We start from the raw sequence: 14,835 nt of genomic DNA on the forward strand, positions 1-14,835 counted from the left end.
GAGTTTGGACCGTGTCTCAGTTCCAATGTGGCCGATCACCCTCTCAGGTCGGCTACTGATCGTCGCCTTGGTAAGCCGTTACCTTACCAACTAGCTAATCAGACGCGGGTCCATCCTGTACCGCAAAAGCCTTGATAAGAAAGCCATGCGACTCTCTCATGTTATCTCGTATTAGCATACCTTTCGGTATGTTATCCGTGTGTACAGGGCAGGTTACCCACGCGTTACTCACCCGTCCGCCGCTCTTTACCGAAGTAAATCGCTCGACTTGCATGTGTTAGGCACGCCGCCAGCGTTCATCCTGAGCCAGGATCAAACTCTCAAATAAAAGTTGTTACCCGCTCAGACTATCATTATCTGAATATCTGGCTTGGTTGTATTCGATTCTTTAAAGAATCATTAGTTATTTAAATTAACCTACTGTTTAATTTTCAAAGTTCATTTTAAGCGACCGTGTCGGCGCTACTTTTTTACAACTTCTTTAGTTTACCAAAGTAATTTTACTTTGTCAACTTTTTTCTGTTCCTTTTCTTTTGTGTTTGCCCTTTTCTTAAGGACAAGTATAACTATACCATCTCAAATCCATTTCGTCAACACTTTTTTTGTTTTTTTCTAATTTTATTTATCTTTTCATTTAAATTACTATATATACTAATGTTTACATATATATTACCCACGATATTGAATATTAATTCTTAAACTTCATAAAATATTAAATAAATACAACTTTATATACTTGTATAAACTCTAAGAAAGGAGATGCTATATATAATTATAGCTAACAAATTCTATGTCTACTTTCAACAAAATCAAAGATTTATATGAGGATGGCTACAGATGTATTTACCATAACTGTACAGATAATAATTACACTATATATCTTAAGAATTTTGATTCTGAAGATTCTCAAACTATTGAGATATCAGATGAAAATGAATTTAATCAATTTCAAGGATATATTAATGATTTAAAGATGTCATAACTAATTTTATTTTTCATTTTAAATTTTAAAATTAGATATTAAACTACAAAAATAGAGAGTTTTCACACTCTCTATTTTGTAGTAACTAGCTTCTTTATAAGGTTTAATAATTCCACTCTATCTACTTCCATTTGTTTTTTATGCTCTTTATATTCATTGAAGTTAACAACTTTTCCTCTGTTCTTCTTCATAATAACCACTTCCTATTTTAATTATAAACTTAATATATTAATTCTATACTTAATTAATATTCCCTTCTATAAAATATACAAAATTTCTTAAATATATTCATATTTTATATTTTAATTCTTTATAATATGTTATATTTTTACATTCTATTTTTTTATAAATTTTAATTATATTTTTCATTAAAAAACAGGCACTTTTTATATTTTATGCCTGTTTTTATTGATATATTCTATTTTATTTCCTTTTTCATCCAATCAATAGCTTTATCTAATTGCTTTTCAGGATTTTTTTCCTCTATATTTGGTTTTATTCCTTTTCCATTTATATAATCTCCATTAGGAGTAAAATATTGAGCAGTGGTTAATTTAAAACCTGTACCATCTTTAAGTTCTCTTACACTTTGTACTAAACCTTTACCAAAAGTTGTAGTTCCTATTGAGATACCAGCTTTATTATCTACAATAGCTCCTGTTAATATTTCTGATGCTGATGCACTATTCCCATTAGTTAAAATAGCTATTGGCAATCCTAGCTTATCTTTATCTGATTTTAAGTATTCTGTATTTCCTTTATTGTCTTTAGTGTAAACTATAGTTCCTTCTCCTATTAACTCATCGGCTATATCTTTGCATATATTTAATAGTCCTCCACCATTATCTCTTACATCTAATATTAACCCCTTCATTCCCTCTGATTTCAATTTATCTAGTACAGTTTTAAATTCTTTATATGTATTTTCGCTAAAAGAAGTTATTCTTAAATATCCTATTTTATCTTCTAGCATCTTACCTTCTACGCTTTTTGAAACAATCTCTTCTCTTTTAACTTTAACATCAAATTCATTGCCATCTCTTTTTAAAGTTAATTCTACAGTTGTGCCCTCTTTACCTTTTATCATGCTAATTGCTTCATCTGAATTTTTAGCAAATACATTCTTTCCATCTACCTTTACTATCTTGTCTCCCGCTTCTATTCCACTTTTTTCTGCCGGAGAACCTTGTATAGGAGATACTACTGTTAAGTAATCATCATCTGGAGAAGGACTTATTATCACACCTATACCAACAAAAGACCCACTCGTTTGTTCCTTCAATCTTTTAAACTCATCTTCTGTATAATACTGAGAATATGGATCATCTAATCCTGAAAACATTCCTTTTATAGCTCCATTAACCAAATTATCATCTTTTGTTTTTTGATAGAAATCTTCTTTTATAGCTCCTTCTAGACCTATCATCTTATTGTACTTACTATATTTTTCATATAAATCTTTCGACACTACAACCTTATTACCTAATCCTATTTGCAAAGTAGAGGTAAACAAAGCTGTTACTATTACTAAAACTATTCCATACACGATAGCTCTTTTCTTTGATATCATTCTAGGCATCTCCTTTATCTAATCTAGTATATATTATATGACTAGCTATTCTTTTTATTACCATTTCTATTTTTGTTGCTTAGTTTTTAACTTATGTACTAAAATTTATAATGGATACATATCCATATTATACCATAGTAAAAGGGGTAGATTTTATGAAAAAGGAATTTAGAAAAAAAGTTATTTCTGATAGAAATAACCAAAATTATGAATCTTTATGTAAAAACTCATCAATAATAACTCAAAAAATATTAGCTTTAGATTGTATAAAAAAAGCTAAAAATATTATGCTTTATCTTGATTTTAATAATGAAGTTAAAACAGATGAACTTATAGTTAAGCTTCTTTCTTTGGGTAAAACTGTCTCATCTCCTATAACGATTAAAGAAGAAAAAAAATTAATACCATCTCAAATAATTGATTTAAAAGATGGAGTAAAAATCGGTGCTTATGGAATAAGGGAACCAAAACCTGAATGCTCTCCAGAGGTAGAGGTTAAAGATATAGATGTAGTAATAGTTCCAGCCGTTGCTTATGATAAAGATTGCTATAGACTCGGTTACGGTGGTGGCTTTTATGATAGATTCATAGAAAGGTTAAGAGAAGATGCTATCACAGTAGGAATTGCTTTTGATTTACAAATTTTTGATTCTGTACCTAAAGAAGATCACGATGCTCAACTTGACTATATAATTACAGAAAGCCAAATACTTACACCTAATAAATTTTAGATAATATTAATTTAAAAATGATACTAAGGGTTAAAACTTAGTATTTTAACCCTTAGTATTTTTTATTCCTTTTTATCATCTCTATCTTTTTTATCTATTTGTCTTAAACTCTCAAGCTTATCCTTAACTAAATTATCTATTTCATCTATAGTCTTACCTGTAAGTATCTCTAATCCTTCTTCTATACTACTTATTGCATATATACTAAAAGTTCCAGCTTTTACAGCTTCCACTATCTCATCTTTTAGTATTAAATTCTTAACATTTTGTATCGGAATCATAACACCTTGTTTTTGAGAGAAACCTTTTAACTTACATACATCAAAAAATCCTTCAATCTTTTGATTCACTCCGCCTATAGGTTGTATTTCTCCTTTTTGACTAACAGAACCAGTTACTGCAATACTTTGTTTTATAGGTATATCAGCTATACTAGATATTATAGCGTACAATTCAGTACTAGATGCACTATCTCCATCTACACCACTATAGTTTTGTTCAAAAGTTATTGATGTAGTTATAGATAATGGTCTCTCTTTTCCATACCTTTCTCCTAAATATCCACTTAATATTAAAACTCCTTTATCATGAATACTTCCACTTTGCTTTATTTCTCTTTCAATATTTATTACACCATGTCTTCCCCTATAAGTAGATGCTGTTATTTTTGATGGCTTACCAAATGAATATTCACCTGTACCCATAACAGCTAATCCATTAATTTGACCTACTTTCTCTCCTTCTATATCAATTAACAGAGTTTTGTCTTCAAACATCTCATTTAATTTTTCTTCATATTTATTATTTCTATATACTTTTTGTTCTATTGCATTTTGAACATCTTTTGCAGTGACATATAACTCACTATCATCACTTATAGCCTCTGACTCATATACTAAATCTATTATATTACTAACTCTTGCTGTTAATTTATCTTTATTGTCACTTAACTTAATACTATATTCTATTACCTTTTCAACTGCATCTCTTTCAAAGTGTTTTAATTTTTCATTGTTGCAAGTATCAGCTATTAGCTGAATTGTCTTATATATATTTTCATCATTTTTATCTATTTCTATATCAAAGTCAGCCATCACTTTAAATAGATTTCTAAAATCTTCTTCATATGAGTATAAAAGTCCATAATAACGACTGTCTCCTATTAATATGACTTTCACATCTAAATCTATTGGTTCTGGCTTTAATGTAGATGTTACTAAATATCCATATTGTTTATTAAGAGATTCTATTGATATCTTTCCTGTTTTTAAACTTCTCTTTAGACAATCCCAAGAAAAAGGATTCGATAATAAATCTTTTACATTTATGATTAAGTATCCTCCATTCGCCTTATGTAAGGCTCCTGGCTTTATTTCCGTAAAACTTGTTGTTAAAGCTCCTATCTCATTTTTATACTCTATACACCCTATCAAATTATAGTATGTAGGATTGCTTTCTACTATTATCTTACAATCTTCACACTCACTATTATCTATAAATAAATTTACTTTGTATCTATTAAAAAACTTATCATCATTTTTTTGACCCATCATACCAAATAGCGCCATAGGGTTTTGTTGATTACCTTCATTTTTATCCTTAAATTTATCAATGTTATTAACTATATCATTGCATAAATCATTTATATATCTTTGTATTTTTTCTTCTTTTCCATACTTATCTAGTAAGTATTTATCATAAAACCCAACTAAACTTCTTCCTACATTTTTATCTAAATCAATAGTTTTATTTTTATAATCATCTTCACAATTTTTTATCTTATCTATATATTCCTTGCTATCTTGATTTAGCTTAAGACCCTCTTCTCTTAATTTATTAATTTGTGTAGGAGTTAGTTGACCTAACTCTTGTTCTTGCATTAATGTTCCATCTTCTTTTATTGGGATACTAACAAGTCCTCTTTCTGTAACTTCAAACTTAAATCCTCTAGGCTTGGCAAATTCATTTAACTCTGATATTATTCCTTGAATACTATTTTCAAGTTCACTCATAAGTATTCTGCTATGGTATTCATATTCTTTTGAATTAAATAATTTAGGTACCTCGCACTTTAATTTTTGAATTATTTCTTCTATATCTTCTTTAAATATTTTTCCTACCCCTGATTTGAAAGATAAAGCTGTAGGTTCATTAATGTTTTTAAAATTATTTACATATACCCAATCTCTATTATTATTTTGTTTATTATTGCTGGTATACTTTTTTATAAGTTCACTAGTGTAACTAACTCTTCCCAATCCATTTGTACCTGCAACATATATGTTATATCCACTTTTTTTCATCTTAAGTCCAAACTCAATAGCCTTCACAGCTCTATCTTGGCCTATTATTTCTCTTTTAGAATCTATCTCTTCTGTAGTACTAAATGATAGATTCTCTATCAATGAGCTCGGTTTTAAGTCTTCTACTCTAACTTTATATTTATCTATATTCAACAATCATTCACCTCTTCATATTATGTTAAGTTTTATTTTTCCCCGCTTATTGATAAATAATTAGTTAATATGCAATAATAATATTTTTTTAATAAATTCATCTAATTTAATTATTTTATTTAAAATTTAAAAATATCTTTTAGACATAAAAAAACACCTTAAAATATTTTAAGGCGATTTTTATTAGCTTATGTACATGTTTATTTTTCTAAATTCTTATTAATATAATATGTAGTCTGTTATTCCTCTGTCACATTTAATTCTATATTTTCAGGAAGATCAGTTAAATTGGTTTCTACAACTATGTACGGATATGATTTTTCTTTTTCTTTATATGAAATTTTTACTTTCATTAAACTTCTATCATTTTCTTGAACCATTTCTATTTTATTCATCTCTATTCCCTTTTCATTATCTTTACCTCTGGTTACAATAACATATATCTTTTCGTTTAACTTCACAGCTAAAGCTCTTTCTTCATCTGTATATTTGTCCATCATATCAAGTATCTTTTCTGGTATAGATTCTCTTTGTACTATAGTGTAATCTACTGGATTTGACTTTTCCATAAACATATTTGGGATTACTATAAACCCACCTATTACTAGTATTAATAGAAGTACTCCATATATAACTCCCTTTACATTAAATTTTATATTCATTTATTTCACCCCCATATATTTTAATATATGAAATTTATACGAGCCTTAGAATATTATTTATTAGTATATTTCCAAAACCTCATAAAAAATTTGCTTGATTAATCTACGTGATGACAAACATCTTAATATCTCAAAAGACCATATCCATTGCTAAAATACAATATTTTAAAATTTATGAAATTATTTAAGATACAAAACTAGTTGGATTTTACCTTCTATTGTTTGAGGAATGTTATTATATGATATGTATTTAGTGAAATATAACGAAAATATAAAATCTTTTATAGTAAATAAATTTGATAATTAAAAAGGATATAGCTTACGCTATATCCTTTTTATATTATTTCTTAGCTATTGCTTCCTTAGCAGCTTTAACTATATCGTTAGATGTTAATCCATATTTTTTTACTAATTCAGCAGGTGTACCTGATTCTCCGAAAGTATCATTTATACCTACTTTTTTAACTACAACTGGACATTCTTCAGTAACAACTTCACTTACTGCTGAACCTAGACCACCTAATATACTATGTTCTTCAGCAGTTACTATTGCACCAGTTTCTTTAGCGGCAGTTATTATTAACTCTTTATCTATAGGCTTTATAGTAGACATATTTATAACTCTAGCATTTATACCTTCTGATTTTAAAACTTCTGATGCTATTATAGCTTCGTTAACCATTATTCCACAGGCTATTATTGTTAAATCATTTCCTTCTCTAACTACTGTACCTTTTCCTATTTCAAATTTATAATTTTCATCAAATATTGTAGGAACTGCACTTCTTCCTAAGCGAACATACATAGGTCCGTAAACTTTAGCTGCTTCAAATATCATTTGTTCTGCTTCTACACCGTCAGCAGGAACCATAACTGTCATATTAGGTATACTTCTCATTATAGCTATATCTTCTACACTTTGATGTGTTGCTCCATCTTCTCCAACTGTTATACCAGCATGAGTAGCACAAACTTTTACGTTTAACTTTGGATAACAAGCAGAGTTTCTGATAACTTCAAAAGCTCTTCCTGTTGCAAACATAGCAAAGCTACTTGCAAAAGGTATTTTACCAGCTGCAGCAAATCCACAAGCTGCACCTATTAAGTTTTGTTCAGCTATACCCATATTGAAGAATCTATCTGGGAATGTTTTATAAAAATCATTTGTCTTAGTTGATTTTGATAAATCTGCATCTAATACTACAACATTATCGTTTATTTGTCCTAATTTAACTAATGCTTTTCCGTATGCTTCTCTAGTTGCTATCTTACTCATTGTCTGCACCCCCTAATTCTTCTAAGGCTCTTTCTAAATCGCTATCACTTGGAGCTGTTCCATGCCATCCAGCTTCATTTTCCATGAAAGATACACCTTTACCTTTTATAGTCTTTGCAATTATCATTGTTGGCTTTCCTACTGTTTCTTTAGCCATATCTAAAGCTGCAAAAATTTGATCGAAATCATGTCCATCTATTTCTATTACATTCCATCCGAAAGCTTTAAACTTATCTACTATAGGACCTATGTTCATAACTTTCTCTACTGCTCCATCTATTTGAAGACCATTATAATCTAAGAATGCTACCATATTATCAAGTTTGTAGTGAGCTGCACTCATAGCAGCTTCCCAAACTATCCCTTCTTGAACTTCTCCATCCCCAAGTATAGTATACACTCTCCATGGTGCATTATCTAATTTAGATGCCATAGCCATACCACAAGCTGCTGAAAAACCTTGTCCTAATGAACCCGTTGACATATCAACTCCAGGTATTCCCTTCATATCAGGATGACCTTGTAACATACTATTTATTTTTCTTAGCTTCATTAATTCTTCTCTAGCAAAGTAACCCTTTTGAGCTAAAGTTGCATAAAGTACTGGTGCTGCATGTCCTTTAGATAAAACAAATCTATCTCTATCTTCCATTTTGCTATTGTTAGGATCTATATTCATTTCATTAAAATAAAGAGCTGTTAGTATTTCTACAGCTGATAATGATCCTCCTGGATGTCCAGATTTAGATTCATGTATCATAGAGACTATATCTTTTCTGATAATACGTGCAATCTCATTTAATCCCTTATGGTCTCTCATGTAATTACCTCCCTGTTTTTCATAAAGTAAATATTACTTATGTAATATATTTTTGTAATCTCATATTATTATATCACTTTTATAGATTTTTTTTACTTTATTTTTTTAATTTAGATATATTATGTATACTTTTTATATATTTTGATATATAATTTTTAACAATTATGATTTTTATATATCAAAATATATATTAGACATTATTTATGATACACTTTTTTTATCTTTAATATATCATATTTCATTTTTAATAAAAAAAAATTATTGATATTAAAAATAATACCAATAATTTTATAACGCAAATAGTCCTAGACTTATCTGAAGACTACTGTCAACTTTTACCATCATATTATCATCTAGACAACCAATTTTTTCTCTTAACCTTTTTTTGTCTATAGTCCGTATCTGTTCTAAGAGAATAACAGAATCTTTATTAAGCCCATATTCGTTCGCACTAATTTCTATATGTGTTGGTAATTTCGCCTTGTTAATCTGTGATGTTATAGCAGCTATTATTACCGTTGGACTATATTTATTTCCTATATCATTCTGTATAATTAAAACAGGACGAACTCCACCTTGTTCCGATCCGACAACAGGGCTTAAATCAGCGTAGTATAAATCTCCTCGCTTTATGTCTAGGTTAATACTCACCCTGGGCTATCTTCCCTTCAATACAATCCTCAGAAGATACTTCATTTGTCATACCTAGTTCAGCCAGCGATAGATTAATTTGCCCCATTTCTTTATAACCTTTGATCATAGACTCTTTTATGTCTATTTTTCTCTTTTGAGTTATATAAAATTGAAAGGCAGCCTTTGCAAAATCTTCTCTATTACTATTCTCCATCTCAACGATATGGTCTACCTCAGAAACGAGGGAATCCGGTAAAGTAAATACTATCTTTTCCTTACTTTTTTTGTGCACAAAATCGCCTCCCGGGGTATACTATCATTATTATTTTATCAAATAACTATCTGATTGTAAAATTGAATTTCTTTCCATATAGATTCTATCTACTCTTCTTGATACCATACATAACACTTCATAGTTTATAGTCTCTAGGCTTTTTGCTACATCTTCTGCTGTCAATTTCTCTTCCCCAAATATTATAACCTCATCGCCAATTTTTATGTCTATATTCTTGTTAATTTTGACCATACACTGATCCATACATATCCTACCTATGACATCAAATATATTTCCTTTAATCATCACCTTAGGATTTTTTTGTATTCTAGAAAATCCATCTGCATATCCTATAGGTATAGTTGCGATTTTTTCTGTTTCATCACTTCTATACTTTAATCCATAACTTATCCCAGTACCTTTATCCACATCTTTTATATGAGCTACTCTCGTTTTTAAAGTCATTGCAGGCTTTAATTGAATAATGTCTCTATCTACTTCTTCTGATGGATAATGACCGTATAGTATTATTCCACATCTTACCATATTAAGATTCAAATCTTGTAAATCTATAATTGCAGCACTATTTGATACATGTTTTATAGGTATATTTATATCTATAGCTTCTAACCCTTCAACCATATATTTAAATCTTTGTACTTGAAGCTTAGTGAATTCTTTACTTTTTTCATCTGCTGTAGCAAAATGTGTAAAGATACCCTCAATGTCTACAAACTCTAAATCATTTATCGACTTTATATCATTTATTGATTGAGAATTAGGTATAAACCCTATCCTTGACATACCTGTGTCAATTTTAATATGGATTTTAGCATGTTTACCTATATGCTTGGCGATATCATTAAGTTTTTGAGCCATTTCTACTGAGTAAATAGTAATAGTTATATCATTGTCTATAGCAGTTGCTAATGCTTCTTCCGGAATATAACCTAAACAAAGTATAGGAAGCATTATTTTATTTTGTCTTAATTCTATTCCTTCTTCTAATCTAGCTACTGCTATATAATCAATATTTTCTTTTTCTAATAATTTTGCAATCGGTACTGAACCGTGCCCATAGGCATTAGCCTTTAGCACACCACAAATTTTCGTATTTTCATTTAAGGATTTTTTTATATTATCAAGGTTAAATTTGATATTGTCTAGATTTATCTCTGCCCATGTCGGAGCTGTTATTTTGTTCATTTCTTTAGTTCCCCCTTACTTTTCATATTGAAAATCTTTGTAAGTAATAGTGAATCTAATCATTCCTTTAGAATCTATTATTTCCATTTTTTCTGGTTGTTTAGTCTTAATATTAATATACAATATTTGTTTGTTAAAATATTCATCTTCACCTGGTATGTACGTTTCTAAGGCAAGACTACCATCAGATAATTTTATATCAACCTCTTCACTTTGCAGGTAATTTTTTATAAAATCCCCAATAAACATATTTTGATCATTTTCACCTACATTAGGTAGTTCAATTTCATCTTTTATTCCTGGGTTTTTTACTATTATTTTATCTGATTTGTATTCAATAGTTTTACCTTTTAAATGCTCTGGTGATACTAACTCTAATTTATAATTATCTGGCTTATTATAATTATGAATAAATACGTAATTATGTGAACTCTTATTGCCAACTACTTCTACTTCAGCCTTACATGTATATGAGTCAATTTCAGATATTACCTTTTGAAATTCTTCATAGGCCTCTTCTTTAGTTAATTGCCTTTTTTGGCAACCTACAATAATAACTAGCATACTTATAATAAGCACTGCTAGTAGCGTTAGCTTACTTCTCACAAAATCCTCCTATATTAATTCTTATTCATTATACATAGCTCTAATTATATCGTATCTACATATAATTCCTTTTAATTTATGTTCTTTATCTACTACTGGAACTCTATTTACTGATTTTTTTATCATAATATTAGCTACATCATCAAAATTATCTTCTTCATTTACAGTTACTATATCAGTTGACATTAAGTCTTTTACTTTGTATGCTGCTATTTCTTTAAACTCTTCTTCCATCTTCTTGTAATCATCTAAAAATATTAACCCTTGGAAAAAGTTAATTATATGAGGAGCTTCTACATGCTGTTCTTTCTTCATTATGTCTGTCTCAGAAATAATACCTACTACCTTATTATCTTCATCTACTACAGGTACCCCTCCTATTCTTTCTTTAATTAGTAACCTTGCAACATTAACTATACTTTCTTCTCTATTTGCCACTATTACATCCGTTGTCATTATGTCCTTAGCTATTTTATTGTTCATAATATCACTCCTTAATTATAGTTATAGCATTAGCTACCGCATATTCTTTACAATGAGATATAGATACTTTTATTTCTAAAACATTATAGTCTATGCATATCTTCTCCAAATTATTATAGGTTTTAACTATAGGTTTTCCTATTTCATTCCTTAATATTTCTATATCTTTAAAATTAAAATTTCTTATACCTGTCCCTAAAGACTTGCTTATAGCTTCTTTGGCTGAAAAATTCCCTGCTATACTTTCAACTCTAAAATTGTTAGATTTAAAATATTCTATTTCATTTTCTGTAAATATCTTTTCTAAAAATCTATTATTTTTATTTATAGCTTCTTTTATTCTTCCTATCTCCACTATATCTATACCAATATCTAATATATTCATAGATGCCTCCGGTTCCTATTATAGTATTATTTTGTTGCATATATATAAATATATTCAACTCGACATTATAAAATCCTGTCATATGCCTATTATAATACTACAGTAGAATTATTTTTAATAGATAATTAGAATTTTCTATTAGTACTGATGTTTTTTTAAAATAAAAAGACTAGAGTTTAACTCTAGTCTTTTTTTATAACCACTCTGCAGATTCAGTTAAAATAACAGCTTGTTCTTTTTCAACTTGCATGAATCCCCCAGATATTTTTGCTTCTCTAAATTTACCTTCTTTTTTTAGACGTAGAGTTCCATCAGATAATCCTGCAACTAAAGGTCTATGGTTTTTTAATATACCTCTGTCTCCTTCAGTAGTTCTAACTATTATCATCTCTGTTTTATCTTCATAGAAGATTTTATCAGGAGTAACAATTTTAACCGCAAATTCGCTTGCCATTATTATCTACTCTCCTTCGCTTTTGCAACTGCCTCTTCTATACTTCCTACGAATAAGAATGCTGATTCTGGTAAGTCATCATGCTTACCTTCTAATATTTCTTTGAAACTTCTTACAGTTTCTTTAACAGGTACATATTTACCTTCAAATCCTGTGAATTGCTCAGCAACTGTGAAAGGTTGAGATAAGAATCTCTCTATCTTTCTAGCTCTTTGTACTGTTACCTTATCTTCATCAGATAATTCGTCCATACCAAGTATAGCTATTATATCTTGAAGTTCTTTATACTTTTGAAGTATAGATTGAACAGCTACTGCAACTTCATAATGTTCTTTTCCAACTACAGCTGGGTCAAGTACTCTAGATGTAGACTCTAATGGGTCAACAGCTGGGAATATACCTAGAGACGCTTTTTGTCTAGATAAAACTGTTTTAGCATCTAAGTGTGTGAATGTTGTAGCTGGTGCTGGGTCAGTTAAGTCATCGGCAGGTACGTATACAGCCTGAACTGATGTTATAGACCCTTTATTTGTAGATGTTATTCTCTCTTGTAATTTACCCATCTCCGTAGCTAGTGTTGGTTGGTATCCAACTGCTGATGGAGTACGTCCAAGTAATGCTGAAACCTCAGATCCTGCTTGAGTGAAACGGAATATATTATCTACGAATAATAAAACGTCTTGTCCTTCTTGATCTCTGAAGTGCTCAGCCATTGTAAGACCAGTTAAAGCAACTCTCATTCTTGCTCCAGGTGGCTCGTTCATTTGTCCGAATACTAGAGCAGTCTTTTTAATAACTCCAGACTCACTCATCTCACCGTAAAGGTCATTACCTTCTCTTGTTCTTTCCCCAACACCTGCGAATACTGATATACCACCGTGTTGAGTAGCTATATTGTTTATAAGCTCTTGTATAAGAACTGTCTTACCAACTCCGGCTCCACCGAATAGACCGATTTTACCACCTTTTAAGTATGGTGCTAGTAAGTCAACAACTTTTATTCCTGTTTCTAGTATTTCAACACCTGGCTTTAATTCGTCAAATGCTGGAGCTTCTCTATGTATAGGACTCTTAGGAGCATTTTTTGGTGCTTCCTTACCATCAACTGGCTCACCTAATACATTGAATATTCTTCCTAAAGTTTCGTCTCCTACAGGTACACTTATTGCAGCTCCTGTATCAACAACTTCCATACCTCTTACAAGTCCATCAGTAGAACTCATCGATATACATCTAACTGTGTCATCACCAACATGTTGTGCAACTTCTATAACTATTTTTTTATCTCCGTGCTTTATCTCTAATGCATTTAATAGATTAGGTAAGCTTTTTTCATCATCGAACTTTACGTCAACAACTGGACCGATAACCTGAACTATTTTACCTACATTTGCCATGTCCTAACCTCCTTATTATTGAGCTGAAGAAGCCCCCGCAACTATCTCAGATATTTCCTGAGTAACTGCTGCTTGTCTTGCTCTATTGTATTGTAACTCTAAATTAGATATCATTTCATTAGCATTGTCTGTAGCTGATTCCATAGCTGTTCTTCTCGCTGCTTGTTCTGAAGCATAAGCTTCAGCTATACCTCCGTATATTCTTCCTGAAACATACTTAGGTACGATAAAACCAAGTACAGCATCTGGAGAAGGTAAGTATTGAACAGAAGCTCTACTATTCTTCTCTTCTTTATCTTTGTCTACTGCTATTGGTAACAATCTAGTTACTCTTGGCTCTTGACTTAATGCTGAAACAAACTCTGTATATATTAACTTAACTTCATCTATATCTCCGTTTTGATAAGAATCCATTATATTATTAGATATCTCGATTATATCTTCATACTTAACGTCTTCAACAGAATCTATTGTTCCAATTAAGTCAAAAGATCTTTTGCTAACAAACTCTTTTGCTTTTTTTCCTATAGCTACAACCTTAACATTATTAGAACCTTGAGTCTCTGCAACTAATGTTTTAAATACATTCGAGTTGTATCCTCCTGCAAGTCCTCTATCTCCTGCTATAACTATATAACATTTATTTTTAACTTCTCTTTCTTTGAGAAATTCACTTTTAACTCCACTCGTATTCTTAGCTATATTTTGAACAGCTTCTTGTAAAGTATTAAAATATGGCTTAGAACTTTCTGCTCTTTCCTTAGCTTTTCTAAACTTTGAAGAAGCAACTAATTCCATAGCTTTAGTTATTTGCTTAGTATTTTCAACACTGGCAATACGAGTTTTAATTTCTTTCATTCCAGCTCCTGCCAATTGGGTTACCTCCTTTTTTAAAAAGGA

General features: G+C 30.0%; 16 protein-coding genes and 1 rRNA gene. 2 read left to right on the forward strand and 15 right to left on the reverse strand.

Annotation, left to right across the window (positions count from 1 at the left end):
* A 16S ribosomal RNA gene (locus I1959_RS12610) occupies positions 1-328 on the reverse strand; the annotation flags it as partial.
* A gap of 462 nt (positions 329-790) precedes the next feature.
* Between I1959_RS12610 and I1959_RS12615 the strand changes: the two genes are divergently transcribed.
* Positions 791-982 carry a hypothetical protein gene (locus I1959_RS12615; protein WP_092921369.1) on the forward strand — a complete coding sequence of 64 codons (192 nt, stop codon included), beginning with the start codon at positions 791-793 and terminating at the stop codon, positions 980-982.
* Positions 983-1,400: 418 nt separating this feature from the next.
* Here I1959_RS12615 and I1959_RS12620 read toward each other — a convergent pair whose 3' ends face one another.
* The gene (locus tag I1959_RS12620; protein ID WP_166504682.1) at positions 1,401-2,552 is read right to left on the reverse strand and encodes a S41 family peptidase; all 1,152 of its coding nucleotides are present in this window, start codon (positions 2,550-2,552) and stop codon (positions 1,401-1,403) included.
* 155 nt (positions 2,553-2,707) lie between these two features.
* On the opposite strand from I1959_RS12620, the gene I1959_RS12625 reads away from it, so the two are divergent.
* Complete coding sequence (locus I1959_RS12625; RefSeq protein ID WP_166504681.1) at positions 2,708-3,283, forward strand: 5-formyltetrahydrofolate cyclo-ligase; 576 nt, start codon at positions 2,708-2,710, stop codon at positions 3,281-3,283.
* Positions 3,284-3,345: 62 nt separating this feature from the next.
* Here the strand turns inward: I1959_RS12625 and I1959_RS12630 are convergent, their stop codons facing one another.
* The 13 genes from I1959_RS12630 to atpG form a co-directional block, all read right to left on the reverse strand.
* Entirely contained in the window at positions 3,346-5,739 is a 2,394-nt protein-coding gene (locus I1959_RS12630) for a Lon protease family protein (protein ID WP_195238514.1), read from the reverse strand.
* A gap of 239 nt (positions 5,740-5,978) precedes the next feature.
* The gene (locus I1959_RS12635; protein WP_092921379.1) at positions 5,979-6,401 is read right to left on the reverse strand and encodes a hypothetical protein; all 423 of its coding nucleotides are present in this window, start codon (positions 6,399-6,401) and stop codon (positions 5,979-5,981) included.
* A gap of 340 nt (positions 6,402-6,741) precedes the next feature.
* Complete coding sequence (locus I1959_RS12640; RefSeq protein ID WP_092921381.1) at positions 6,742-7,677, reverse strand: transketolase family protein; 936 nt, start codon at positions 7,675-7,677, stop codon at positions 6,742-6,744.
* A complete protein-coding gene (locus tag I1959_RS12645; protein WP_092921383.1) occupies positions 7,670-8,497 on the reverse strand; it encodes a transketolase in 828 nt (275 codons plus the stop codon). Before I1959_RS12645 ends, I1959_RS12640 begins: the two co-directional genes overlap by 8 nt.
* Positions 8,498-8,785: 288 nt before the next feature.
* Complete coding sequence (locus I1959_RS12650; protein ID WP_092921385.1) at positions 8,786-9,148, reverse strand: type II toxin-antitoxin system PemK/MazF family toxin; 363 nt, start codon at positions 9,146-9,148, stop codon at positions 8,786-8,788.
* Positions 9,138-9,422, reverse strand: coding sequence for a ribbon-helix-helix protein, CopG family (locus I1959_RS12655; RefSeq protein WP_092921386.1), 285 nt, complete (start codon positions 9,420-9,422; stop codon positions 9,138-9,140). Before I1959_RS12655 ends, I1959_RS12650 begins: the two co-directional genes overlap by 11 nt.
* 30 nt (positions 9,423-9,452) lie before the next feature.
* Positions 9,453-10,610 (reverse strand): alanine racemase, encoded by a 1,158-nt coding sequence (gene alr / locus I1959_RS12660; protein WP_195238516.1) that lies wholly within the window; start codon positions 10,608-10,610, stop codon positions 9,453-9,455.
* Positions 10,611-10,625: 15 nt separating this feature from the next.
* The gene (gene gerS / locus I1959_RS12665; RefSeq protein ID WP_166504679.1) at positions 10,626-11,216 is read right to left on the reverse strand and encodes a germination lipoprotein GerS; all 591 of its coding nucleotides are present in this window, start codon (positions 11,214-11,216) and stop codon (positions 10,626-10,628) included.
* Positions 11,217-11,237: 21 nt separating this feature from the next.
* Positions 11,238-11,699, reverse strand: coding sequence for a CBS domain-containing protein (locus tag I1959_RS12670; RefSeq protein ID WP_092921392.1), 462 nt, complete (start codon positions 11,697-11,699; stop codon positions 11,238-11,240).
* A 4-nt stretch (positions 11,700-11,703) separates the two neighbouring features.
* A complete protein-coding gene (gene acpS, locus I1959_RS12675) occupies positions 11,704-12,084 on the reverse strand; it encodes a holo-ACP synthase (RefSeq protein WP_092921394.1) in 381 nt (126 codons plus the stop codon).
* A gap of 193 nt (positions 12,085-12,277) precedes the next feature.
* Positions 12,278-12,538 (reverse strand): ATP synthase F1 subunit epsilon, encoded by a 261-nt coding sequence (atpC, locus tag I1959_RS12680; protein WP_195238518.1) that lies wholly within the window; start codon positions 12,536-12,538, stop codon positions 12,278-12,280.
* A 2-nt stretch (positions 12,539-12,540) separates the two neighbouring features.
* Positions 12,541-13,935, reverse strand: coding sequence for a F0F1 ATP synthase subunit beta (gene atpD, locus I1959_RS12685; RefSeq protein ID WP_092921397.1), 1,395 nt, complete (start codon positions 13,933-13,935; stop codon positions 12,541-12,543).
* A 15-nt stretch (positions 13,936-13,950) separates the two neighbouring features.
* Positions 13,951-14,808, reverse strand: coding sequence for an ATP synthase F1 subunit gamma (gene atpG / locus I1959_RS12690; protein ID WP_092921398.1), 858 nt, complete (start codon positions 14,806-14,808; stop codon positions 13,951-13,953).
* Between the last annotated feature and the right edge of the window lie 27 nt (positions 14,809-14,835).

It is taken from the genome of Romboutsia sp. 1001285H_161024_C4 (assembly GCF_015550185.1).
In the GTDB taxonomy this organism is placed as follows: domain Bacteria; phylum Bacillota; class Clostridia; order Peptostreptococcales; family Peptostreptococcaceae; genus Romboutsia_C; species Romboutsia_C hominis.

What these genes read in the sequence shown, in the direction of transcription:
- I1959_RS12620 (WP_166504682.1), bottom strand. Translation starts at nt 2,552, where the DNA reads ATGATATCAAAGAAAAGAGCTATCGTGTATGGAATAGTTTTAGTAATA.
- I1959_RS12635 (WP_092921379.1), bottom strand. Translation starts at nt 6,401, where the DNA reads ATGAATATAAAATTTAATGTAAAGGGAGTTATATATGGAGTACTTCTA.
- acpS (WP_092921394.1), bottom strand. Translation starts at nt 12,084, where the DNA reads ATGAATATATTAGATATTGGTATAGATATAGTGGAGATAGGAAGAATA.
- atpC (WP_195238518.1), bottom strand. Translation starts at nt 12,538, where the DNA reads ATGGCAAGCGAATTTGCGGTTAAAATTGTTACTCCTGATAAAATCTTC.
- I1959_RS12670 (WP_092921392.1), bottom strand. Translation starts at nt 11,699, where the DNA reads ATGAACAATAAAATAGCTAAGGACATAATGACAACGGATGTAATAGTG.
- alr (WP_195238516.1), bottom strand. Translation starts at nt 10,610, where the DNA reads ATGAACAAAATAACAGCTCCGACATGGGCAGAGATAAATCTAGACAAT.
- atpD (WP_092921397.1), bottom strand. Translation starts at nt 13,935, where the DNA reads ATGGCAAATGTAGGTAAAATAGTTCAGGTTATCGGTCCAGTTGTTGAC.
- I1959_RS12645 (WP_092921383.1), bottom strand. Translation starts at nt 8,497, where the DNA reads ATGAGAGACCATAAGGGATTAAATGAGATTGCACGTATTATCAGAAAA.
- I1959_RS12640 (WP_092921381.1), bottom strand. Translation starts at nt 7,677, where the DNA reads ATGAGTAAGATAGCAACTAGAGAAGCATACGGAAAAGCATTAGTTAAA.
- I1959_RS12625 (WP_166504681.1), top strand. Translation starts at nt 2,708, where the DNA reads ATGAAAAAGGAATTTAGAAAAAAAGTTATTTCTGATAGAAATAACCAA.
- I1959_RS12615 (WP_092921369.1), top strand. Translation starts at nt 791, where the DNA reads ATGTCTACTTTCAACAAAATCAAAGATTTATATGAGGATGGCTACAGA.